The organism is Aeromonas sp. S16(2024), assembly GCF_041403065.1.
Classification (GTDB): Bacteria; Pseudomonadota; Gammaproteobacteria; order Enterobacterales; family Aeromonadaceae; genus Aeromonas.
This window is the reverse complement of sequence record NZ_JBGLQX010000004.1, coordinates 166,917-187,413: the sequence shown is the minus strand read 5'-3', so window position 1 is coordinate 187,413 and position 20,497 is coordinate 166,917. Positions and strand designations below refer to the sequence as shown.

At 60.8% G+C, this 20,497-nt stretch carries 19 protein-coding genes; 10 read left to right on the top strand and 9 right to left on the bottom strand.

Annotated elements, in window-relative coordinates:
* Positions 1-27: 27 nt before the first annotated feature.
* From leuC to leuA, 3 genes are all read right to left on the bottom strand, one after another.
* Positions 28-1,425: a 3-isopropylmalate dehydratase large subunit gene (gene leuC / locus ACB030_RS05035; protein WP_371158513.1), complete on the bottom strand. Its 1,398-nt coding sequence runs from the start codon at positions 1,423-1,425 to the stop codon at positions 28-30.
* Between the two features lie 32 nt (positions 1,426-1,457).
* Positions 1,458-2,543 carry a 3-isopropylmalate dehydrogenase gene (gene leuB, locus ACB030_RS05030; protein WP_371158512.1) on the bottom strand — a complete coding sequence of 362 codons (1,086 nt, stop codon included), beginning with the start codon at positions 2,541-2,543 and terminating at the stop codon, positions 1,458-1,460.
* Between the two features lie 218 nt (positions 2,544-2,761).
* Positions 2,762-4,324 (bottom strand): 2-isopropylmalate synthase, encoded by a 1,563-nt coding sequence (gene leuA, locus ACB030_RS05025; RefSeq protein WP_106885895.1) that lies wholly within the window; start codon positions 4,322-4,324, stop codon positions 2,762-2,764.
* A 406-nt stretch (positions 4,325-4,730) separates the two neighbouring features.
* Between leuA and ACB030_RS05020 the strand changes: the two genes are divergently transcribed.
* The 6 genes from ACB030_RS05020 to ilvN all read left to right on the top strand — a co-directional run bounded on the left by ACB030_RS05020 (position 4,731) and on the right by ilvN (position 9,967).
* The gene (locus ACB030_RS05020) at positions 4,731-5,354 is read left to right on the top strand and encodes a TetR/AcrR family transcriptional regulator (protein WP_205641082.1); all 624 of its coding nucleotides are present in this window, start codon (positions 4,731-4,733) and stop codon (positions 5,352-5,354) included.
* A 139-nt stretch (positions 5,355-5,493) separates the two neighbouring features.
* Positions 5,494-5,997 carry a phosphatase PAP2 family protein gene (locus ACB030_RS05015; protein WP_205641083.1) on the top strand — a complete coding sequence of 168 codons (504 nt, stop codon included), beginning with the start codon at positions 5,494-5,496 and terminating at the stop codon, positions 5,995-5,997.
* On the top strand, positions 5,994-7,103 hold the full coding sequence (locus ACB030_RS05010; RefSeq protein ID WP_371158511.1) for an MJ1255/VC2487 family glycosyltransferase: 1,110 nt from the start codon (positions 5,994-5,996) through the stop codon (positions 7,101-7,103). The genes ACB030_RS05015 and ACB030_RS05010 overlap by 4 nt, the downstream gene beginning before the upstream one ends.
* Positions 7,104-7,138: 35 nt before the next feature.
* Complete coding sequence (locus ACB030_RS05005) at positions 7,139-7,291, top strand: hypothetical protein (protein WP_205641085.1); 153 nt, start codon at positions 7,139-7,141, stop codon at positions 7,289-7,291.
* A 389-nt stretch (positions 7,292-7,680) separates the two neighbouring features.
* The gene (locus ACB030_RS05000; RefSeq protein ID WP_205641086.1) at positions 7,681-9,399 is read left to right on the top strand and encodes an acetolactate synthase 3 large subunit; all 1,719 of its coding nucleotides are present in this window, start codon (positions 7,681-7,683) and stop codon (positions 9,397-9,399) included.
* A gap of 73 nt (positions 9,400-9,472) precedes the next feature.
* Entirely contained in the window at positions 9,473-9,967 is a 495-nt protein-coding gene (gene ilvN / locus ACB030_RS04995) for an acetolactate synthase small subunit (protein ID WP_025328160.1), read from the top strand.
* Positions 9,968-10,367: 400 nt separating this feature from the next.
* Here ilvN and pta read toward each other — a convergent pair whose 3' ends face one another.
* Both pta and ACB030_RS04985 read right to left on the bottom strand, forming a co-directional pair.
* On the bottom strand, positions 10,368-12,521 hold the full coding sequence (pta, locus tag ACB030_RS04990; protein WP_025328159.1) for a phosphate acetyltransferase: 2,154 nt from the start codon (positions 12,519-12,521) through the stop codon (positions 10,368-10,370).
* A gap of 69 nt (positions 12,522-12,590) precedes the next feature.
* Positions 12,591-13,793: an acetate kinase gene (locus tag ACB030_RS04985; protein WP_025328158.1), complete on the bottom strand. Its 1,203-nt coding sequence runs from the start codon at positions 13,791-13,793 to the stop codon at positions 12,591-12,593.
* A 303-nt stretch (positions 13,794-14,096) separates the two neighbouring features.
* Here ACB030_RS04985 and yfbV point away from each other — a divergent pair, with 303 nt between their 5' ends.
* On the top strand, positions 14,097-14,537 hold the full coding sequence (gene yfbV, locus ACB030_RS04980; RefSeq protein ID WP_025328157.1) for a terminus macrodomain insulation protein YfbV: 441 nt from the start codon (positions 14,097-14,099) through the stop codon (positions 14,535-14,537).
* Positions 14,538-14,581: 44 nt separating this feature from the next.
* Here yfbV and ACB030_RS04975 read toward each other — a convergent pair whose 3' ends face one another.
* The 3 genes from ACB030_RS04975 to ACB030_RS04965 all read right to left on the bottom strand — a co-directional run bounded on the left by ACB030_RS04975 (position 14,582) and on the right by ACB030_RS04965 (position 16,322).
* Positions 14,582-15,082 carry a YfbU family protein gene (locus ACB030_RS04975; protein ID WP_371158510.1) on the bottom strand — a complete coding sequence of 167 codons (501 nt, stop codon included), beginning with the start codon at positions 15,080-15,082 and terminating at the stop codon, positions 14,582-14,584.
* A 218-nt stretch (positions 15,083-15,300) separates the two neighbouring features.
* A complete protein-coding gene (gene bcp, locus ACB030_RS04970) occupies positions 15,301-15,765 on the bottom strand; it encodes a thioredoxin-dependent thiol peroxidase (protein ID WP_371158509.1) in 465 nt (154 codons plus the stop codon).
* A gap of 23 nt (positions 15,766-15,788) precedes the next feature.
* Complete coding sequence (locus ACB030_RS04965; RefSeq protein WP_025328154.1) at positions 15,789-16,322, bottom strand: glycine cleavage system protein R; 534 nt, start codon at positions 16,320-16,322, stop codon at positions 15,789-15,791.
* 199 nt (positions 16,323-16,521) lie between these two features.
* Here ACB030_RS04965 and dapA point away from each other — a divergent pair, with 199 nt between their 5' ends.
* From dapA to ACB030_RS04950, 3 genes are all read left to right on the top strand, one after another.
* Positions 16,522-17,409, top strand: coding sequence for a 4-hydroxy-tetrahydrodipicolinate synthase (gene dapA / locus ACB030_RS04960; protein ID WP_371158507.1), 888 nt, complete (start codon positions 16,522-16,524; stop codon positions 17,407-17,409).
* A complete protein-coding gene (gene bamC, locus ACB030_RS04955; RefSeq protein WP_371158505.1) occupies positions 17,402-18,526 on the top strand; it encodes an outer membrane protein assembly factor BamC in 1,125 nt (374 codons plus the stop codon). The genes dapA and bamC overlap by 8 nt, the downstream gene beginning before the upstream one ends.
* Before the next feature lie 116 nt (positions 18,527-18,642).
* Positions 18,643-19,746, top strand: a complete 1,104-nt coding sequence (locus ACB030_RS04950) for a phosphoribosylaminoimidazolesuccinocarboxamide synthase (RefSeq protein ID WP_371158503.1) — start codon at positions 18,643-18,645, stop codon at positions 19,744-19,746.
* A gap of 128 nt (positions 19,747-19,874) precedes the next feature.
* On the opposite strand, the gene ACB030_RS04945 is transcribed toward ACB030_RS04950, so the two are convergent.
* Positions 19,875-20,477, bottom strand: a complete 603-nt coding sequence (locus tag ACB030_RS04945) for a short chain dehydrogenase (RefSeq protein ID WP_371158501.1) — start codon at positions 20,475-20,477, stop codon at positions 19,875-19,877.
* Positions 20,478-20,497: the final 20 nt, after the last annotated feature.

Here is a 20,497-nt window from a genome sequence, read left to right as displayed (position 1 = left end):
TTTGAATGCTTTCATCCTCAACCCCTCTTACAGCGCACGAATATCGGCGAAGCGGCCGGTGACGGCGGCGGCGGCGGCCATGGCCGGGCTCACCAGATGGGTGCGGCCGGCACGGCCCTGACGCCCCTCGAAGTTGCGGTTGCTGGTGGAGGCGCAGCGCTCCCCCGGTTGCAGCCGGTCGTTGTTCATGGCCAGACACATGGAGCAGCCGGGCAGGCGCCACTCAAAGCCAGCCTCGAGGAAGATCTTGTCCAGCCCCTCGGCTTCGGCCTGGGCCTTCACCTGCTCGGAGCCCGGTACCACCAGGGCCTGTACCCCGGCGGCGACCTTGCGGCCACGGGCGATGGCGGCGGCGGCACGCAGATCCTCGATGCGGCTGTTGGTGCACGACCCGATAAACACCTTGTCGATGGTGACATCACAGAGCTTCTGGCCCGGCTGCAGGCCCATGTAGGCAAGCGCCTTGCGGGCGGACTGCTGCTCCATCAGATCGGCAAACGACTCCGGCGCAGGAATGGGTTCATTGACGGCGATCACCTGGCCCGGGTTGGTGCCCCAGGTCACCTGAGGGGCGATGGCGGCGGCGTCCAGCACCACTTCGGCATCGAAGGTCGCGCCCTCGTCGCTCTTGAGGGTTTGCCAGTAGGCGATGGCCTGCTCCAGCGCCTCGCCTGTGGGGGCGAATACCTTGCCGCGGATGTAGTCGATGGTGGTCTGATCCGGGGCTATCATCCCCGCCTTGGCGCCGAGCTCGATGGCCATGTTGCACACCGTCATGCGCCCTTCCATGGAGAGACCCCTGATGGCATCGCCAGCGAACTCCACCACGTAACCGGTACCGCCGGCTGCGCCGACCCGACCTATGATGGCCAGCACCACGTCTTTCGCGCTGATGCCCTCGGCCAGCTTGCCGTTGACCGAAATGCGCATGGTCTTGGCCCGGCCCTGCTTCAGGGTCTGGGTCGCCATCACGTGTTCCACCTCGGAGGTGCCGATGCCGAATGCGAGCGACCCGAAGGCGCCGTGGGTGGCGGTGTGGGAGTCGCCGCAGACTATGGTGGTGCCGGGCAATGTGATGCCGAGCTCAGGCCCCATCACGTGGACTATGCCCTGGTATTTGTGGTTCAGGTCATAGAGACGGACCCCGAACTCCTTGCAGTTGGCTGCCAGGGTTTCCATCTGGATGCGAGCCATCTCGCCGGAGGCGGCGATGTCCTTGGTGGTGGTGGAGACGTTGTGATCCATGGTGGCCCAGGTCAGATCCGGGCGGCGCAGCGGGCGCTTCATGGCGCGCAGGCCGTCGAACGCCTGGGGGCTGGTCACTTCATGGACCAGATGGCGATCGATGTAGATGAGGGGGGTTTCCCCTTCCACTTCCCGTACCACGTGGGCGTCGAACACTTTCTGATAGAGGGTCTTGGACATTGCTCTGTATTCCTTGTTATGTGCTGCGTGGCTCAGATCCGTGCGGCTATCTGGCTGCCCATCTCGGCGGTGCTCTGCACCGGATGCTGTGCGTTACCCTGATGCAGATCGGCGGTGAAGTATCCCTCTGCCAATGTCTGGGCTACGGCTTGCTCGATGGCTTGAGCGGCGGCTTCCTGGCCCAGGCTGTAGCGCAGCATCAGGGCGGCGGAGAGGATCTGGGCTATGGGGTTCGCAATGCCTTTGCCGGCGATGTCCGGGGCCGAGCCACCGGCCGGTTCGAACAGACCGAAGCCGGATTCGTTCAGGCTGGCGGAGGGGAGCAGCCCCATGGAGCCGGTGATCATGGCGCACTCGTCGGAGAGGATGTCACCAAACAGGTTGGAGCAGAGCAGCACGTCGAACTGGGACGGATCCTTGATGAGCTGCATGGTGGCGTTGTCTATGTACATGTGGTTCAGCGCCACGTCCGGGTAGGATTTGGCAACTTGCGTCACCACCTCGCGCCACAGTATGGAGGAGGCGAGAACGTTGGCCTTGTCGATGGAAGTCACCTTGCTGCGGCGCACACGGGCCGATTCGAACGCTATCTTGGCGATGCGCTCGATCTCGAAGCGATGGTACACCTCGGTGTCGAATGCCTTCTCCATGGCACCTTCCCCTTCGCGCCCCTTGGGCTGGCCGAAGTAGATGCCACCGGTCAGCTCGCGCACGCAGGCGATGTCAAAACCGCGATCCGAGATGTCGGCACGCAGGGGGGAGAACTGCTCGAGGCCGGTATAGATACGGGCCGGACGCAGGTTGCAGAACAGTTTGAAGTGGGCACGCAGGGGCAGCAGGGCGCCGCGCTCTGGCTGATCGTTCGGTGGCAGGTGCTCCCACTTGGGGCCGCCGACCGAGCCGAACAGCACGGCATCGGCCGCTTCGCAGCCCTGGATGGTGCTTTGCGGCAGCGGGGTGCCGTGGTTGTCGATGGCGATGCCACCGACATCAAAGCGATCATAGTCGAGGGAGAAACCGAATTTGGCCTGCACCTTTTCCAGTACCTTGATGGCCTCGGCCATCACTTCCGGGCCAATGCCGTCCCCCGGCAATACTGCGATCCGATAACTGCTCATACTCTCTCCGTCCTGATGTTGTGTTGAGTTCCATCTGCCCAGTGACCCGATACTGCGATCCTCTACCTGTTCAGACTGTCTCCGTCCTGATGTTGTGTTGAGTTCCATCTGCCCAGCGATCCGATACTGCGATCCTCTACCTGTTCAGACTGTCTCCGTCCTGATGTTGTGTTGAGTTCCATCTGCCCAGTGACCCGATATTGCGAGCCGATGCCTGTTCAGACGGTTTCCGATTTGATGTTGTTATTGCGTTCCATCTGCTCGGCGACCTGATCGGCGCGCCAGATGCTGTTGATGACATGGACCAGGGCCTGGGCCGAGGATTCTATGATGTCGGTGGCCAGCCCCATGCCATGGAACTTGCGCCCCTTGTATTCGGCGACTATGTCGACCTGGCCGAGGGCATTCTTGCCTTCGCCCTTGCCCTTGAGCTCGTACTTGTCGATGCGGATCTCGTAGCCGGTGATGCGGTTGATGCACTGATAGACCGCATCCACCGGGCCGTTGCCGGTGGCCGCTTCGCAGATCAGATCCTGGCCCACCTTGAGCTTGACCGAAGCGGTGGCCAGCACAGAGCTACCGCTCTGCACCCCGAGGTACTCCAGCTTGAAGTGCTCGGGCTCCTCGTGGATCTGGCTGAAGAAGGCCAGCGCCTCGAGATCGTAATCGAACACCTGCCCCTTCTTGTCGGCCAGGACCAGGAACTTGCCGTAGAGGTGGTCGAGATCGTAGCTGCTCTCGGCGTAGCCCATGCTCTCCATGCGGTGCTTGATGACGTGGCGACCGGAGCGGGAGGTCATGTTGAGGTTGTTCTGGGTGAGGCCGATGCTCTCGGGGGTGATGATCTCGTAGGTGTTCTTGGCCTTGAGCACGCCGTCCTGGTGAATGCCGGAGCTGTGGGAGAAGGCGTTGGCCCCGACGATGGCCTTGTTCGGCTGTACCGGCATGTTGCACAGCTGGCTGACCAGGGTGCTGGTGCGGTGGATCTCGTTGTGGCGGATGTTGGTGTGCACCCCGAGCAGGTCGGCGCGGGTTTTCAGGATCATCGCCACCTCTTCCAGGGAGCAGTTGCCTGCCCGCTCGCCGATGCCGTTGATGGTGCACTCTATCTGGCGCGCCCCCATCTGCACGGCACTGATGGAGTTGGCCACCGAGAGGCCCAGATCGTCGTGGCAGTGGACCGAGATGATGGCCTTGTCGATGTTGGGGACCCGGTTGAACAGGGTCTGGATGATGCCGGAAAATTCGGTCGGTACCGTGTAGCCCACAGTGTCCGGGATGTTGATGGTGCGGGCGCCCGCCTTGATGGCGGCCTCCACCATGCGGCAGAGATTATCGATCGGCGTGCGGCCCGCATCCTCGCAGGAGAACTCCACGTCGTCTGTGTAGCGCAGGGCATGCTTGATGGCGCCGACTCCCATCTCCAGCACGTCTTCGAAGCTCTTCTTCAGCTTGCTTTCGACGTGGATGGAGGAGGTGGAGATAAAGGTGTGGATGCGAAAGGCTTCGGCAACCCGCAAGGCTTCGCCGGCGGCATCGATGTCCTTGGGCAGGGCGCGGGCGAGGGCGCAGACCCGGCTGTTCTTGATGTGACGGGCTATGGTCTGCACCGATTGAAAATCACCGGGGGAGGAGACAGGGAAGCCCACTTCCATGATGTCGACACCGAGTCGTTCCAGCGCCTGGGCAATCTGCAGCTTCTCCTTGACCGTCAAGCTGGCCGACAGCGCCTGCTCGCCATCACGCAAGGTGGTATCGAATATGATGACTCGATCTGACATGTGACTTCCCTCTTCCTAAGTTCAGTGCGTGCATCCTGCATTGGCATAAAAAAACCCGTGCGGGGTGCACGGGTTTTTGTAAATTCCGGCTATGCCTTAGCCCGGCTACAAGGATCCCGCGCGAGGAGTCGCGATTAGGGAGAGCAGTAGTAGCGGAGCGGCAATATGCATGATGACTCAATCCTTCCAGTCGATAACGCTACTACCAATATCGAGATTTTTATGCTGTGTCAACTCGAAAGGACAGGTTCAATTCACTGTGTTATTTAATCGGATTGTAAAGGAGTGCAAATTTCCTTGTCCCATATTCGGTTCATGCCTGATTATCTGGTCGTTCCTGCTGTACTCGATCACCCGCACAATCAGATCGACTTATCAGCCCTTGCTGAATTATCTGAGGTATTCCATGGAAAAACGCAGACCTGGCCGTCCGGTCGGACGTTCCGACATTCGTGACAAGCTGCTCGCCGCCGCACGCGAACGTTTTCTCAACACCCCTTACAGCAAGGTGACGACCCGCGAGATCGCCGAGCTGGCCGGCTCCAATCTGGCGATGATCCACTACTACTTCGGCAGCAAAGAGGGCCTCTACAAGGCGGTGCTGGGGGATGTCGCCGAGCCGCTGGATCAGGCCTGGCAGGATGAGACCAGCAACCGCAGCCTCAACGACCTGCTCAACACCTACTATCAGGTGATGGCACCGAACAGCGAGCTGACTTCCGCCATCTCCAGCGCGTTATCAACCGAAAAGAGCCCTGGGCGGGATTTTGTATTGAATCGTCTGCTGGAGCGTCAACTGCCCCAGTTCGATGCCCTGCTCGAGTCCATGCGCTCCAATGGCCAGCTGGGTGACAACCTGGATCCCGAGATGCTGAAGATCTCCTTCCTCAGCATGATGTGGCAGCCCTTCGTGATGAAGGATCTCTACGAGCAGGTTTTCGGCCTGACGGTGGACGAGAGCTTCATGAGCCGGTTGGCGGCCCACAACTGCCAGTTGATGGAGAACGGCTTGCGCGGTTCCCTGAACTGAGTCTCCCCGGGTAATAGCTGATAAAAGGGCCGCATGGCCCTTTTTGCATGGTGCATGTCACAAATCTGTTATCTCTCCTTCAACCAAGTGTCACTCCGCCGCCCTAGTCTGCAGGCAAGACTCAAGGGCAGGAGGCGTGATGAACAAGATCCAGCAATGGGACCTGCGGGTGTGCCGTGTCTGCCTGCTTCATCCCTACAACGGGCCGCAGGCCAGGATCAGCCGGCTCGTCTCTCGCACCGGTGACGGTCCCCTCTACGCCGTGCTGGCCGTCCTGCTCTGGTGGCAGGGGGAGGCGCAGCGGGAAGTGGTGCAAGTCGCCCTGCTGGCCTTTGCCGCCGAGCTGCCGCTCTACCTGCTGCTCAAGAATGCCCTGAGACGCCAGCGTCCCGTGGGCTTGCCGGTCTTCATCACCCCCTCAGATCGCTACAGCCTGCCCTCCGGCCATACCGCCGCCGCCTTCCTGATGGCCACCGTGCTGGCGGCAAGTTTTCCGCTCTGGGCGCCGCTGCTGTTTCTCTGGGCCATCCTGGTCGGTGCGTCGCGCCTGCTGCTCGGGGTGCACTATCTGAGCGATCTGGTGGCCGGCGCCCTGCTCGGGGGCGGCTGCGCCCTGTGGGCGCTCGGCTGGAGCCAGGGATGAGGATACTGTTTGGCGTGCAGGGGACCGGCAACGGTCATATCAGTCGCAGCCGCACCCTGGCCAGGGCGTTGAAAGCCAGGGGGATAGAGGTCGACTACCTGTTCAGCGGGCGTGCCGCCGACGGCTATTTCGAGATGGGGGAGTTCGGGGATTATCGTGCCTTCCCCGGCATCAGTTTCGTCAGCCATCAGGGCCGCATCTCGGGCTGGCGCACCCTCAAGGGACTCTCTCCCCTTCGCTTCTGGCAGGACATGCGGGCGCTGGATTGCCGGGATTACGATCTGGTGATCAGCGATTTTGAGCCACTCAGTGCCCACGCCGCCCGGCGCTGGCAAAAACCCAGTCTGACCATTAGCCATCAGGCCAGCTTCGACTGGCCCATTCCACGCTGGGGTGAGAGTGGTTTCAACCGCCAGATGATGCGCCACTTCGCCCCGGTGAGCCGCTCTCTGGGGCTGCACTGGTTCCACTTCGGTCAGCCGCTGCTGCCCCCCATCATAGATCCCATGACCCCGGCCCCGGACAACCAGCAGATCCTGGTCTATCTGCCATTCGAGCAAACCGAGCAGATAGCGGCGCTGTTGTCGCGCTTCAGTCAGCAGCGCTTCGTCTGTTTTCACCCCGGCCTTCGCAAGGCCAGTCAATGGCGCAACATCCGCTTCGAGCCCGCAGCCCGGGAGGGGTTCAAGCTGGCGCTGGCCGGTTGCCGGGGGGTCATCAGCAACGCGGGGTTTGAACTTGCTTCGGAGGCGCTCTCGCTGGGCAAGAAGCTCTTGGTCAAGCCGCTCGGCGGTCAGTTCGAGCAGCTGACCAACGGCAGAACCCTGGAGCTGATGGGGCTGGCCCAGTTGATGGAGACGCTGGATGCCAATGCGGTGCGAAGCTGGCTGGAGGCGCCGGCACCCGGCAGAGTGCATTACCCCGATGTGGCGGGGGAGTTGGCCGACTGGCTGCTTGCCGGTGCCGAGGAGGAGCTGGCCTCTCTCTCCCGCCGCCTGTGGGCCAAGACCCTCTTCCCGGAGGAGGTGTGTGACAGCCTCAGCGAATTGGCGAGCAACCCGACATTGGCCCGTCCCTGGTTATCGCAACTCAGTGCCTTTGACTAGACTGAATTGATCCCACCAAGGAGAGGACGGACAACATGCGCTTTACCAATGAAAACGGCGACACCATGACACTGGCAGACAATCTCACCCTGCATGAGCTGCTCGACATGGGGGTCAGCATCTCGGTCTGTGAAGAGACGGATCCGGATCAGCAGATCTGGCTGGCGGAGCCGGACGACGAGCAGTAAGACTGGATGGTCTTTGACGGCCCGCCCCATGGGGCGGGCCATTTATTTCCATCCCGGCCCTGATTGGCAGCATGATCCGCTAGTTTCCCTCCCATACTCCCCGCTTTGTTTCCGGTCTGGTGACCAAGTCACTGAATGTTAATAGCTGTTTGAAATTTATGACTGTTCTGGTCAGACAAAGCCGTGGACAAGCGTTCACAAGCGGGTTAAGTTGGTTTTTCACCCGCTTTTGGGGTGAATGATGGAAAAAACCTATTTTTCTACTATCGACGGCTCCGAACTCGCCTGGTCTGGATGCAGACAACAACAAGAGACGGATCGGCGCTGCCGGGAAGCAGCGGACTGTCGGTAGCTTTCGCTTAACGGAGCAAAGCCTGGAGGGCTTTATCATGGAGATGTTATCAGGCGCCCAGATGGTGGTTAGAGCGCTGGAAGATCAGGGAGTTGAGCATGTCTTCGGCTACCCTGGTGGCTCAGTGCTCGACATCTATGACGCTCTCTTCGAAAACGGCAAGATGGAGCATGTCCTGGTGCGGCACGAGCAGGCCGCGGTGCACATGGCTGACGGTTACGCCCGTTCCACTGGCAAGGTGGGCACTGTGCTGGTGACCTCGGGTCCCGGCGCCACCAACTGCATCACCGGCATCGCCACCGCCTACATGGACTCGATCCCTCTGGTGATCCTGTCCGGTCAGGTGCCGACCAGCATGATAGGGGAGGACGCGTTCCAGGAGACCGACATGATCGGCATCTCCCGCCCTGTGGTGAAGCACAGCTTCCTGTGCAAGAAGGCCAGCGACATTCCCGATGCCATCAAGAAGGCCTACTACATTGCCGCCAGTGGCCGCCCGGGGCCCGTGGTGGTGGACTTGCCCAAGGACGTGCAGAACCCGAAAGAGAAATTCCCCTACCAGTATCCCGAGTCCGTTTCCCTGCGCTCTTACAATCCGACCAAGGCCGGACACAAGGGCCAGATCAAGCGGGCCGCCAAGCTGCTGGTGGAGGCACAGCGCCCCGTCATGTACGTGGGCGGTGGTGCCATCAACGCCAATGCGGATCACCTGGTGACCAAGCTGGCGGAGCTGCTGAACCTGCCGGTGACCACCACCCTGATGGGGCTGGGGGCCTTCAGCGGCACCCATCCGCAATTCATCGGCATGTTGGGGATGCACGGCACCTTCGAAGCGAACAAGAGCATGCACAACGCGGATCTCATCTTCGCCGTGGGTGCCCGCTTCGATGACCGCGTCACCAACAACGTGAGCAAGTTCTGCCCCAACGCCACCATAGTCCACATCGACATAGATCCCACCTCCATCTCCAAGACGGTGCAGGCCCATGTGCCCATCGTCGGCTCGGTGGAAACCGTGCTGGAGCAGATGCTGGAAGTGATCCGCGAGTGCGGCTTCGACAACGACAAGCAGGCACTGGCGGACTGGTGGAGCCAGATCGATCAGTGGCGCTCCCGCAACTGCCTGGCCTATGAGACCCACCCCACCCTGATCAAGCCGCAGCAGGTCATTGAAGCGCTCTACAAGGTGACCAAGGGGGAGGCCTTCGTCGCCTCCGACGTGGGCCAGCACCAGATGTTTGCCGCCCTCTACTACCCGTTCGCCAAGCCGCGCCAGTGGATCAACTCCGGTGGCCTCGGCACCATGGGCTTCGGCATTCCGGCCGCCATGGGGGCCCAGTTTGCCAACCCGGATGCCGTGGTCTGCTGCGTCACCGGTGACGGCTCTGTGCAGATGAACATCCAGGAGCTCTCCACCTGCATGCAGTACGGAGTGCCCATCAAGATCATCTCCATCAACAACCGTGCGCTGGGCATGGTCAAGCAGTGGCAGAAGATGTTCTACGGCGGCCGTCACAGCCACTCCTACATGGAATCCCTGCCGGACTTCGTCAAGCTGGCGGAAGCCTATGGCCACGTCGGCATCGCGGTGAGCGATCCGGCGGAGCTGGAGAGCGCCATGGAGAAGGCCTTCGCCATGAAGGATCGGCTGGTGTTCATGGACATCTCGGTCGACCCGGACGAACACGTCTATCCGATGCAGATCAAGTTTGGTGCCATGGACGAGATGTGGCTGAGCAAGACGGAGAGAACCTGATGAGGCATATCATTTCAGCTGTTCTGGTGGAGAACGGTTTCGCTCCGTGGCTGAGCAAGATGGGGAGAGGCTGATGCGACATATTATTTCCGTTCTGCTGGAGAACGAATCCGGCGCCCTGAGCCGTGTGGTGGGCCTCTTCTCCCAGCGCGGCTACAACATAGAGACCCTGACGGTGGCCCCCACCGAGGATCCCACCCTGTCCCGCATGACCATAGTCACCATGGGTGACGAGCGGGTGCTGGAGCAGATCCAGAAGCAGCTGCACAAGCTGGTGGACGTGCTCAAGGTGTGTGACTTGAGCGAAGGGGAACACATCGAGCGGGAGATCGCCCTGGTCAAGGCACGCGCCGCCGGTGGTGCCCGCGACGAGCTGAAACGGCTGGCGGATATCTTCCGTGGCCAGATTGTGGACGTCACCCCGGAGCAGTACACGGTGCAGCTGGTGGGCACCAGCGAGAAGCTGGACGCCTTCATCAAGACGGCTGCCCAGACCAACGAGATCATCGAAGTGGTGCGCTCCGGTGTCTGCGGCATCTCTCGTGCGGACAAGTCCCTGCGTCCCTGACCTGCACACGGGTGTGACACTGGTTTTAAAAGGGCTCTTCGGAGCCCTTTTTCATGGGCGCAAGGGAAGGAGGGCGCTGGTTGGCACTGTCATTTTCTTTCAAATGATCGGTAAACTATCCACAAAAGCTGTGGAAAACTCTGTAGATTAGCGGTGTGTCTGGCGTTAGTTAGCTGATCTTAAAGGGATATTCTGATTTGATCCTGACTGGATCGCAATTGTGCAATCCCCCTGCGCGGGTGTGAGTGTTTGCTTATCGCCAGCGCCTTGCCAGATGAGCCCCAGCGTCAGATCGGGGGATCTGCCCAGGATCCTGATTTGATCTTGTGGATCAACATCTCGCCGCCATAAAAAAACCCGCCGGAAGGCGGGTTTTTCACAGGGTCAGCGCGGGGCGATATTACTCGGCCTGGGCTGCCTGGATACCGGTCAGGGCGATGGTGTAGACGATGTCGTCTACCAGGGCGCCACGGGACAGGTCGTTGACCGGCTTGCGCATGCCTTGCAGCATGGGGCCGATGGAGACCAGCTCGGCGGAGCGCTGTACCGCCTTGTAGGTGGTGTTGCCGGTGTTCAGGTCCGGGAACACGAACACTGTGGCTTTACCCGCGACCGGTGAGTTCGGTGCCTTGGACTTGGCCACGTTCTCCATGATGGCCGCGTCGTACTGCAGCGGGCCGTCGATGATGAGGTCGGGGCGCTTGGCCTTGGCCAGCTCGGTCGCTTCGCGCACCTTCTCGACGTCAGCGCCGGCGCCAGAGGTACCGGTGGAGTAGGAGATCATGGCGACGCGCGGCTCGATGCCGAAGGCGGCAGCGGAGTCGGCGGACTGGATGGCGATCTCGGCCAGCTGTTCGGCGCTCGGATCCGGGTTGATGGCGCAGTCACCGTATACCAGCACCTGATCAGGCAGCAGCATAAAGAAGATCGACGAAATCAACGAGGAACCCGGGGCAGTCTTGATGATCTGCATCGGCGGACGAATGGTGTTGGCTGTGGTGTGCACGGCGCCGGAAACCAGACCGTCCACTTCGCCACGCTCCAGCATCATGGTGCCCAGCACCACGTTGTCTTCCAGCTGTTCGCGGGCGACCACTTCGGTCATGCCCTTGTTCTTGCGCAGCTCGACCAGACGGGGCACATAGCGCTCGCGCACTTCCAGCGGGTCGATGATCTCGACGCGATCTGTCAGTACCACACCCTGCTGTTCGGCGACGCGGCGGATCTCTTCCGGGTTGCCCAGCAGCACCGGACGGGCGATGCCACGCTCGGCACAGATGGCGGCAGCCTTGATGGTGCGCGGCTCTTCCCCTTCCGGCAGCACGACGCGCTTGTTGGCCTGACGGGCCAGCTCGGTCAGCTGATAGCGGAACGCTGGCGGGCTCAGGCGACGGGAGCGGGTGGACTTGGCAGAGAGAGACTCGATCCAGTGCTTGTCGATGTGGCCAGCCACATAGTCCTGCACCAGCTCGATACGCTCGCGGTCATCTTCCGGGATGTCGACGTTGAAGTTCTGCAGGCTGACGGCGGTCTGCCAGGTGTTGGTGCCGGTGATCATGATCGGCAGGCCGGTGGCCATGGCCTGTTGGCACAGGGCGATGACTTGCGGCTCGGGATGGTAGTTGCCGGTCAGCAGCAGGGCACCCAGCTTGACGCCGTTCATGGCAGACAGGCAGGCGGAGACGATGACGTCGGAGCGATCGCCTGAGGTCACCAGCAGGCTGCCAGGACGGAAGTGCTCGATCATGTTGTGGATGGAGCGGGCACAGAAGGTCACGGTTTGCAGGCGACGGCTGTCCAGCTCACCCTTGTGCAGGATCTTGGCGGCCAGGTGCTTGGCAAGATCCTTGGCGCGCGGGGCGATCAGCTGGGTGTTCCAGGGGATGCAGCCGAGGATGCGCAGCGGGCTCTTGCCGAACACCTGCAGCACTTCCAGGTTGTGGGCGGTGTCGGAGGTGTGGTGATGGGCCTCGAACATCTCGGTCAGATCGGGGCGGGTCACGCCGTGCTCGTCAACCGGTGCACCCACCTTGTTGATGACGCAGCCCACGATGCGCGGGTTGCTGACGCCACCGAAGTTGGAGCAGGCCAGCTCGATGCGCTCTTTGAGCTTCTGGCTGGAGTCGTTGCCCGGATGGGTCACGAACACCATGTCGGCATCCAGCGCCTTGGCGACGTCGTAGTTCAGCTTGTTGGCAAAGGGCTGCTTGTCGGTCGGCACCAAGCCTTCGATTACCACCACTTCGGCACCGCTGGTCTTCACGTGCTCTTCGAAGCGAGCCACTATCTCTTCCAGCAGGATGTCGGTGTTGCTGGAGGTGATCATGTTCTCGGCGTAGGAGAGGGCGAACGGCTCTGGCGGGTTGATGTTGGCGGCTGCGCGGATCACGGCGGTGGAGCGCTCGGTACCGGTTTCACCCGGACGCGGCTGGGCGACCGGTTTGAAGAAGCTGACATTGACACCGTGACGTTCCATGGCGCGAACGACGCCAAGGCTCACGGAAGTTACGCCGACACCAGTGCCGACCGGGATGAGCATAATAGTGCGTGCCACTTATTACCCCTTGTTCATTTTTGGGATCAGGAAAAGGCCGCCCTGGGGCGGCCTTGCTCTACAGCTAATTTATGCGCCGACCAGTTCCAGCGCGTCGTGGGCGATGACCCACTCTTCGTTGGTCGGGATAACCAGGGCCTTGGTGGAGCCAGCCTTGGTGATCTCGCCACCCTTGCCGAAGCGCGCCTTCAGGTTGGCGTCGTGGTCGACGTCAAAGCCCAGCAGGCCCAGCTTGTTCAGGGTGATCTCACGGATCGGGGCGGAGTTCTCGCCGATGCCGCCGGTGAAGACCACGGCATCCAGACGACCGTCCATGGCGGCGGCGTAGGCACCGATGTACTTGGCCAGACGGTAGCAGTACACGTCCATGGCGCGCTTGGCTTCTTCCTTGCTGTCGTAGTTGTCTTCAACGAAACGGCAGTCGGAGGTGACTTCGGTCAGACCCTGCAGGCCGGATTCCTTGGTCAGCATGGTGTTGATCTCGGCGACGCTCATGCCCAGCTTGTCGTGCAGGAAGAAGATGATGGCCGGATCGATGTCACCGGAACGGGTACCCATCACCAGGCCTTCCAGCGGGGTCAGACCCATGGAGGTGTCGACGGACTTGCCGTTCTTGATGGCGCAGACGGAGCCGCCGTTGCCCAGGTGGCAGTTGATGATGTTCAGCTCTTCGACCGGCTTGTTCAGCTGCTTGGCGGCTTCCAGGCTGATGTAGTAGTGGCTGGTGCCGTGGGCGCCGTAGCGACGGATGCCGTTCTCTTTGTAGAGCTTGTACGGCAGGGCGTACAGGAAGGCCTCTTCCGGCATGGTCTGGTGGAAGGCGGTGTCGAACACGGCGACGTTCTTCTCGGCCAGCTCAGGGAAGACCTTGAGGGCGGCACGGATGCCGATCAGGTGAGCCGGGTTGTGCAGCGGCGCGTAAGGAATGGCGGCTTCGATACCGGCGATCACGTCTTTGCAGATCCGCACGGAAGAAGTGAATTGCTCGCCGCCGTGTACCACGCGGTGGCCGATGGCAATCAGGTTCTTGGACAGTTCAGGGTTGAGCGGCAGGATCTTGTGGACGATGTAGTCCAGTGCTTCCTGGTGAGCGGCACCGGCACCCAGATCGGCACTGCCCTTTTCGCCGTTGAGCTTCCACTTGATGCGGGCGTCGTCGAGGTTGAAGCACTCGGCCAGGCCGGACAGCAGATCATCACCGGTGGTTGCGTCAATGACAGCAAACTTCAGGGACGAGCTGCCACAGTTAAGAACAAGAACCAGCTTACTCATGAATAAATCCTATCGCAGATTGGGTTGGGTTTGGAGGATGCGCCGGACGCGGTGCGCCCAAAAACTATCAACTTATCCTTATGAGGGTTGGCAATCTGTTGCTTGCCCCTTGTATAGTGATACAAGACCCGGAATTCTGACGTCCCTGACAGGCCAGCAGCAAACCACTGGCGTAAAAATTGGGCGTACAAAGGATAACCTGATTGTTGAAAAATAACAAAGTCATCCTCAACCTTTGTTATTGCCTCTCAAATATTGTCGAGGTTTTGCCGTTAATACGTTCAAAAAGAGCTCGGAGGTAGTATGAGCATGAACATTTTTGGAACTAAATTACAGCAAGGCCGTCATTATATGACTCTTTGGCCGCGCCGTCCCGAGCTTAATTCCATGTTCCCGGAGAATCGGGTGATCAAGGCCACCGAGTTCGCCCTCAGGGTCATCCCGGCGCTCGCCGTGCTCAGCGTCATGCTGCAGTTCCAGTTCGGCGAGCTGCATTACTGGCCCTCCGTCATGGCCTCAGTGTTGTTCCTGCTCAGTCTGCCGCTGCAAGGCTATTACTGGCTCGGCCAGCGTGCCGATACCCGTCTTCCCCCCTCCCTCGCCAACTGGTACAGGGAGATCAACGGCAAGATGAACGAGCAGGGTGGTCATCGTCAGCTGGTGGCCCGACCCCGTTACGAGGAGCTGGCCGACACCCTCAACGCCGCCTTCAAGCAGCTGGACAAATCCTTCCTCTACGAATAGCCCCGGCAGGGGAGCAAAGGCGCCACCAGGCGCCTTTTTCACATTCAGGCGGCCAGTACCTTGCTGATCTCCTGAATGGAGAGCTTGTACTGACGGGGGCACTGACGCCAGGCCGCCAGCATGCGCTGGTACTTGTCGCGCATGGCGATGTCGCTGGAGAGCTCGTCACAGGGGCAGGGCAGCTCGGGGAAGCGCTTGTCCACCTCCAGCAGGAAGCAGACATAATCCGCCAGTTCCCGCTCCTGGCTGCGGCTGTAGCCGTTGAAGGCCAGGCGACTCTCGTTCACCTCGGCCCGGTTACCGGCGTCGAGGTTGCCCCAGGAGATGGCCAGCGCATGGTGCAGCTCCAAAGTGTCCAGCACCTCCTGGCAGGTGGCGAGATCCAGGTGGCCGAAGCTCTTCTCCAGCTCGAGGATCTGCAGGCAGTAGCCACGCTCGACTATGGTGCTGGCCCGCTGGTAAAACGCCGCCTTCTCCGGATTGAGTTTGGCCAGGATCTCGTACTGATTGCTCAGGATCAGGCGTTCGGTATGGCTCATGTTCATGGGCTGTCTCGCTGGAAAATGAATCTGGGGTCACGTTAACCCATATCCAGGATGAATTTTTTGATCTGATAGGGGAGGTTGGCGAGAAAAACGGGGAGGAGGGGCAACAGGGGCGCTGCTTTTGGCAGGAGATTCCCGGCTCTTGCGCGGCAGAACAGGGGGTAAATGAACAGGGCCTGCATCTGCAGGCCCTGTTGTCGTGTCTGAATTTGTGTAGGTCAGCCCCTGACGAGGTCGAGCACCACCTGATGGTGATCGCTGGTCTTGAACTTGTCGAAGCGATGGGCCACCTTGCCCTCCTCATCGATGAGGAAGCTCAGCCGATGAATGCCGTCGTACTCCTTACCCATGAACTTCTTCGGGCCCCAGACGCCAAAGGCATCGGCCACGGCGTGATCCTCATCGGCCAGCAGCCGGAAGTTCAGGTTGTCGCGCTCCTCGAATTTCTTCAGGCGCTTGGCCGGGTCCGGGCTGATGCCGAGCACCACCACGTTGAGGGCGGCCAGCTCGGTATTGACGTCGCGCAGGCCGCAGGCCTGGGTGGTGCAGCCCGGGGTCATCGCCTTGGGATAGAAATAGATGAGCACCTTCTTGCCCCGCAGGGAGGACAGGCTGACCTGCTGACCATCCTGATCGGAGAGGGAAAAATCGGGGGCCTGAGTACCAACTTGTAGTGGTTGCATGGGGTCTCCTCGGATAAACGCCGTCAGGCGTATTTGTGATTGACGATGAACTCGAATGACTCGGCACCCAGTTCACGACAGAAATCGGCGAAGGCCGTCTTCGAGTCCGCCGCCTCCCCCTGCTTGGCCTGATTGAGCTGGAAATTGGCCTTGAGCAGATTGAAGGGTTGCTGCTCGAGGGTGACGGTCTGCATGGCCTGGATATCCCAGCCGTGATCGCTGAAGAACTGGGTGCACTGGCTTACGATGCCCGGCTGATCCCGGATCAGCACCTCGGCGCTGGCGCTGATGTCATATTGCAGGGAGTGATGGCGCTCGGTGCGCTTCATCATGGTGATGAGATCCCACTCCTGGCTGCGCAGGGGGAGGCTTATCTCAAGCTGCATCAGGCTGTTCCAGTCACCGGACAACAGCATGATGAAAGTGAATTCGTTGCCGAAGATGCCAAGACGGCTGTCGACAATGTTGCAACCGCAGCCACTGACGTGACGGGTAACCTCATTGACGATGCCAGGCCTGTCCGTGCCGATGGCCGTTACGACCAGGTAGTGAGTCATAAATCGTCTCTCGTCCATTTATTGCGAATGCGGTGAGAGCGAGCGCCTGACGGGCATGACGCCCTGCTCCGGGCTCTCTCCTGCCCTCGTGCATCCATACGTTTTGTGGCGGATGGTAACACGGCTTGTCCCCTGCCTCCCTTGTTTTTCAAAGGGGGCAGCTTTACCATTACGCCCCTGAAAATCGGGAGAAATATCCATGTTACGCGGTAGTATTGTTGCGCTCGTTACCCCCATGCTGGCCTCGGGTGAGATCGATTGGACCAGTCTGGCTGCCCTGGTGGAGTATCATGTCGGTGCCGGCACCAGTGCCATAGTCGCGGTGGGCACCACGGGAGAGTCGGTCACCCTGAGCGAGTCGGAACATATCGCCGTCGTGGAAAAGACCGTCGAGTTCGCCGCCGGCCGCATCCCGGTCATCGCGGGCTGCGGCTCCAACAGCACAGCCCATGCCATCGCGCTCTCCCGGCGTTTCGCCCAGACCGGCGTGGTGGCGGGCCTCTCGGTGACCCCTTATTACAACAAACCCACCCAGGAAGGTCTCTATCGTCACTATTGTGCGATCGCCGAGGCTAGTGGTCTGCCTCAAATTCTCTATAATGTGCCCGGTCGCACCTGTTGCGATCTCAAACCGGAAACCGTGGCGCGTCTGGCCAAGGTTCCCGGCATCATCGGTTTGAAAGAGGCGACGGGTGATTTGAGCCGCACCCCGCTGCTGCGTGAGTTGTGCGGGCCGGATTTCGCGCTTTATAGTGGCGATGATGCCAGCGGATGTGATTTTATGCTGCAAGGGGGCGATGGCGTCATTTCGGTCACCACCAATATTGCGGCGCCCCAGATGGCCGACATGTGTCGTGCTGCGCTGGCCGGTGATGCCGGGCAGGCTCATGACATCAACAATCGATTGATGCCGTTGCATCAGACTCTGTTCTGCGAACCGAGTCCCATCCCGGTGAAGTGGGCCTGTGCCCGCCTGGGATTGATGGCGACGGCGACCTTGCGCCTGCCACTGACCGACCTCACCCTCGAGGGGGAACAGGCGATGGCGCGAGCACTGACGACTGCGGAGTTGATGGCGAGTGTTTAAAGCAAATGGAAAGGGAAATGCAGTGCGCCTGGTGCTGAGTGTCGCGACTGTTGCCGTGTTGGCAGCCTGTAGCTCACCCCAGGATCGCAAGATGGCCAACCGTGGCTTCGAGTATGAAGAGAGCCGCCTCGAAGGTCGCGCCTTCCTCGTGCCCGCCGGGTTGAGTACCCCCGCCTTTAACAGTAATTTCGACATTCCGGCCCTGCCGGAGAGCAGCCGTGAAGGTGCCATCGGCGCCAAGGTGGACGTGCGTCCGCCAGCCCAGCTGCTGACAGTGGTCCCTGGCAGCCAGGTGGTGACCAAGGCCAGCGAACCTACCCTGGCCTTCTATGCCCTGAGCACCAGCCAGAGCGTGGAGCACGATACCTGGGCCTTCCTGATGAACTTCCTGGCCCAGCACAAGGTCACCACCGAGAAGCTGGATCAGCAGGCCGGCGTGTTGCAGACCGGCTGGTTTGACAACTCCGCCGCCCTCGATGGCTGGGCGGAGGAGGACGACGACTTCCGCATCCGTCAACGCTACCAGTTCACCCTGCGCAACGATGTGCAGCGTCACGCCGTCAACATGTCGGTGCGGGTGCTGGAGCATGAAGAGACCATAGACGGCGAGACCAGCACAGTGCTGACCCCGGCCGATGCCCAGCGCTACGCGACCCGGGCACTGAACCAGTTCTCCCTCTACTACGACAAGCAGCTCAAGGCCCGCGAACAGCACAAGTCCAACGATGGCATGGGTCTGGAGCTGGGTCTGGACAACAACGAGCTGAGTGCCTGGATTGCCGATGGTTCCTTCGAGCAGGTCTGGCGCCGCCTCAATCAGGTGCTGCCGGGCTACGGTTTCACCATCAAGGATACCCAGCAGTCCCTGGGCTGGATCGACGTCGAGTATGACGAGCCCAATGCCGAGTTCTGGCAGGCCAAGGGGGCCGAGCCGTTCAAGCTGGAGGAAGAGCAGTACCGCTTCCAGCTGGGCGAGATGGCCGGAGGCAAGACCTCCATCACCCTGTTCGACAAGGACAAGAAGCCGGTCGCATCCGGTGTCATCTCCCAGATGTATATCAGCCTGTCCGAGGCCTTTGCCAAAGGCGTGGCCGATCAGGCTGCGAAAGCAGAATAGAAACAGGGGCCTGGTGCCCCTGTTTTGTTATGTGCTGCTTAGCTGAATGAATCCCTCGTAGGCAGGAGCCTGATGCCCCTGTCTTGTCAGTCCCACAACAGGAAGTGTTATTAGCCATGAGTCTTGCAGATCAAGTATTGGCGGTGAATGACGATTTGCCGATCCGTACCGATAAACCTGTCCATTCCGGCAAAGTGCGCAGCGTCTACTGGTTGACCCCCGCAGACAGTGCCCGGCTCATAAGAGAGAAAGGCTATGATGTGCCTGCGGATACGCCCCTCGCCCTCATGGTGATCAGCGACCGCATCTCCGCCTTCGACTGCATCTGGCAGGGTGTGGATGGCTTGAACGGCGTGCCGGGCAAGGGGGCTGCACTCAATGCCATCTCCAGCCACTGGTTCAAGCTGTTCAAGGAGAAGGGATTGGCGGACAGCCACATCCTGGACATACCGCACCCCTTCGTCTGGATAGTGCAAAAGGCCCGCCCCGTGATGATCGAGGCCATCGCCCGCCAGTACATCACCGGCTCCATGTGGCGTGCCTACAAGGACGGCGAGCGCGAGTTCTGCGGCATCACGTTACCGGAAGGGCTGAAGAAGGATCAGAAGCTGCCCGAGATCCTCATCACCCCGTCTACCAAGGGGATCCTCAAGGGGTTGGATGGCGTGCCGGAAGCGGATGACGTCAACGTCTCCCGTGCCGACATAGAGCGCCACCATCAGGCCTTCGGCTTCCGCTCCCCGGCGGACATAAGCAGCTACGAGACGCTGCTCAAAGAGGGCTTCAATGTCATCAGCGAGGCTCTGGCCGCGCTCGATCAGATCTTCGTCGACACCAAGTTCGAGTTCGGTTACGTGACCGATGCCGCCGGTCGCGAGAAGCTCATCTACATGGACGAAGTGGGTACCCCCGACAGCTCCCGCATCTGGGACGGCGCCGCCTTGCGCAATGGCGAGATCGTCGAGAAGTCCAAGGAGGGCTTCCGCCAGTGGCTGCTGAACCACTTCCCGGATCCGGACATTCTGCTCAATAAGAACCGCATGCCGGAACGCTTCGCCCTGGCCCGGGACAACAAGTTGCCCACCGAGGTGATGATGGACATCTCCCATACCTACGTGGGGATCGCCGAGAAGGTCATCGGTCACAAGCTGGTGCGCAGCGCCAATCCCAAGCAGGAGATCATCGAGGTACTGCGCGAGCAATACGGTCTGATCGACTGAGGCTGACCGCCTTTTTTTGCCACCGGCGCACAAACGTTTGCCGGCGGTGAAGGCCGCAAGCCGACAAACAGACGGGCCCCATGACGGGGCCCGTTTTTATTGGCGTCTGGCAGTGAGGGAGGGTGGCCTCAGCCATTGACCCGGAAGATCTGGCCGCTCTGCACCCCCAGCACCGACTTCTTGTAGGCCTGGGCCACCCGGGCGGCGGGCACGGGCACGAAGCCCGGGAAGAAGTCGGCGTATTTGCCCATGGACTCCTCCAGCACTGTCGGGCTCACCACGTTGATGCGCAGGCCCCTCGGCAGTTCGCAGGCAGCCCCCTTCACGAAGTGCTCTATGGCGCCGTTGATGGTGGTTGCACTGACCCCCCAGTGGATGGGCTCCTCGCTCAGTATGCCGCTGATGAGGGTGATGGAGCCCTTGTCATTCAGATAGGGAATGGCGGCCCGGGTCAGGTTGATCTGCCCCATCAGCTTGCTCTGGAGCCCCAGCTGCCACTGCTCGTCCGTCATCTCGGTCAGGGCGTTGAAGGCCACGCTGCCGCTGGCGACCACCAGGGCATCGAACCGGCCTATACCCGCAAACAGGGCGGCGATGGAGGCGCCATCCGTCATGTCAACGGTGGCGTCTCCCCGGCTGTGGCCGACCCGGATCACCTGGTGGTCTCTGGCAAGCAACTCGCTGACGGCGGAACCTATGGTGCCGGAGGCACCCACAATCACAATTTTCATCTTGGTCACTCCTGATGGGG

Excerpts from the sequence above, each read along its gene's own strand:
- leuC (WP_371158513.1), bottom strand. The coding sequence starts at position 1,425 with ATGTCCAAGACCCTCTATCAGAAAGTGTTCGACGCCCACGTGGTACGG.
- leuB (WP_371158512.1), bottom strand. The coding sequence starts at position 2,543 with ATGAGCAGTTATCGGATCGCAGTATTGCCGGGGGACGGCATTGGCCCG.
- leuA (WP_106885895.1), bottom strand. The coding sequence starts at position 4,324 with ATGTCAGATCGAGTCATCATATTCGATACCACCTTGCGTGATGGCGAG.
- ACB030_RS05020 (WP_205641082.1), top strand. The coding sequence starts at position 4,731 with ATGGAAAAACGCAGACCTGGCCGTCCGGTCGGACGTTCCGACATTCGT.
- ACB030_RS05015 (WP_205641083.1), top strand. The coding sequence starts at position 5,494 with ATGAACAAGATCCAGCAATGGGACCTGCGGGTGTGCCGTGTCTGCCTG.
- ACB030_RS05010 (WP_371158511.1), top strand. The coding sequence starts at position 5,994 with ATGAGGATACTGTTTGGCGTGCAGGGGACCGGCAACGGTCATATCAGT.
- ACB030_RS05005 (WP_205641085.1), top strand. The coding sequence starts at position 7,139 with ATGCGCTTTACCAATGAAAACGGCGACACCATGACACTGGCAGACAAT.
- ACB030_RS05000 (WP_205641086.1), top strand. The coding sequence starts at position 7,681 with ATGGAGATGTTATCAGGCGCCCAGATGGTGGTTAGAGCGCTGGAAGAT.
- ilvN (WP_025328160.1), top strand. The coding sequence starts at position 9,473 with ATGCGACATATTATTTCCGTTCTGCTGGAGAACGAATCCGGCGCCCTG.
- ACB030_RS04985 (WP_025328158.1), bottom strand. The coding sequence starts at position 13,793 with ATGAGTAAGCTGGTTCTTGTTCTTAACTGTGGCAGCTCGTCCCTGAAG.
- yfbV (WP_025328157.1), top strand. The coding sequence starts at position 14,097 with ATGAGCATGAACATTTTTGGAACTAAATTACAGCAAGGCCGTCATTAT.
- ACB030_RS04975 (WP_371158510.1), bottom strand. The coding sequence starts at position 15,082 with ATGAACATGAGCCATACCGAACGCCTGATCCTGAGCAATCAGTACGAG.
- bcp (WP_371158509.1), bottom strand. The coding sequence starts at position 15,765 with ATGCAACCACTACAAGTTGGTACTCAGGCCCCCGATTTTTCCCTCTCC.
- ACB030_RS04965 (WP_025328154.1), bottom strand. The coding sequence starts at position 16,322 with ATGACTCACTACCTGGTCGTAACGGCCATCGGCACGGACAGGCCTGGC.
- dapA (WP_371158507.1), top strand. The coding sequence starts at position 16,522 with ATGTTACGCGGTAGTATTGTTGCGCTCGTTACCCCCATGCTGGCCTCG.
- ACB030_RS04950 (WP_371158503.1), top strand. The coding sequence starts at position 18,643 with ATGAGTCTTGCAGATCAAGTATTGGCGGTGAATGACGATTTGCCGATC.
- ACB030_RS04945 (WP_371158501.1), bottom strand. The coding sequence starts at position 20,477 with ATGAAAATTGTGATTGTGGGTGCCTCCGGCACCATAGGTTCCGCCGTC.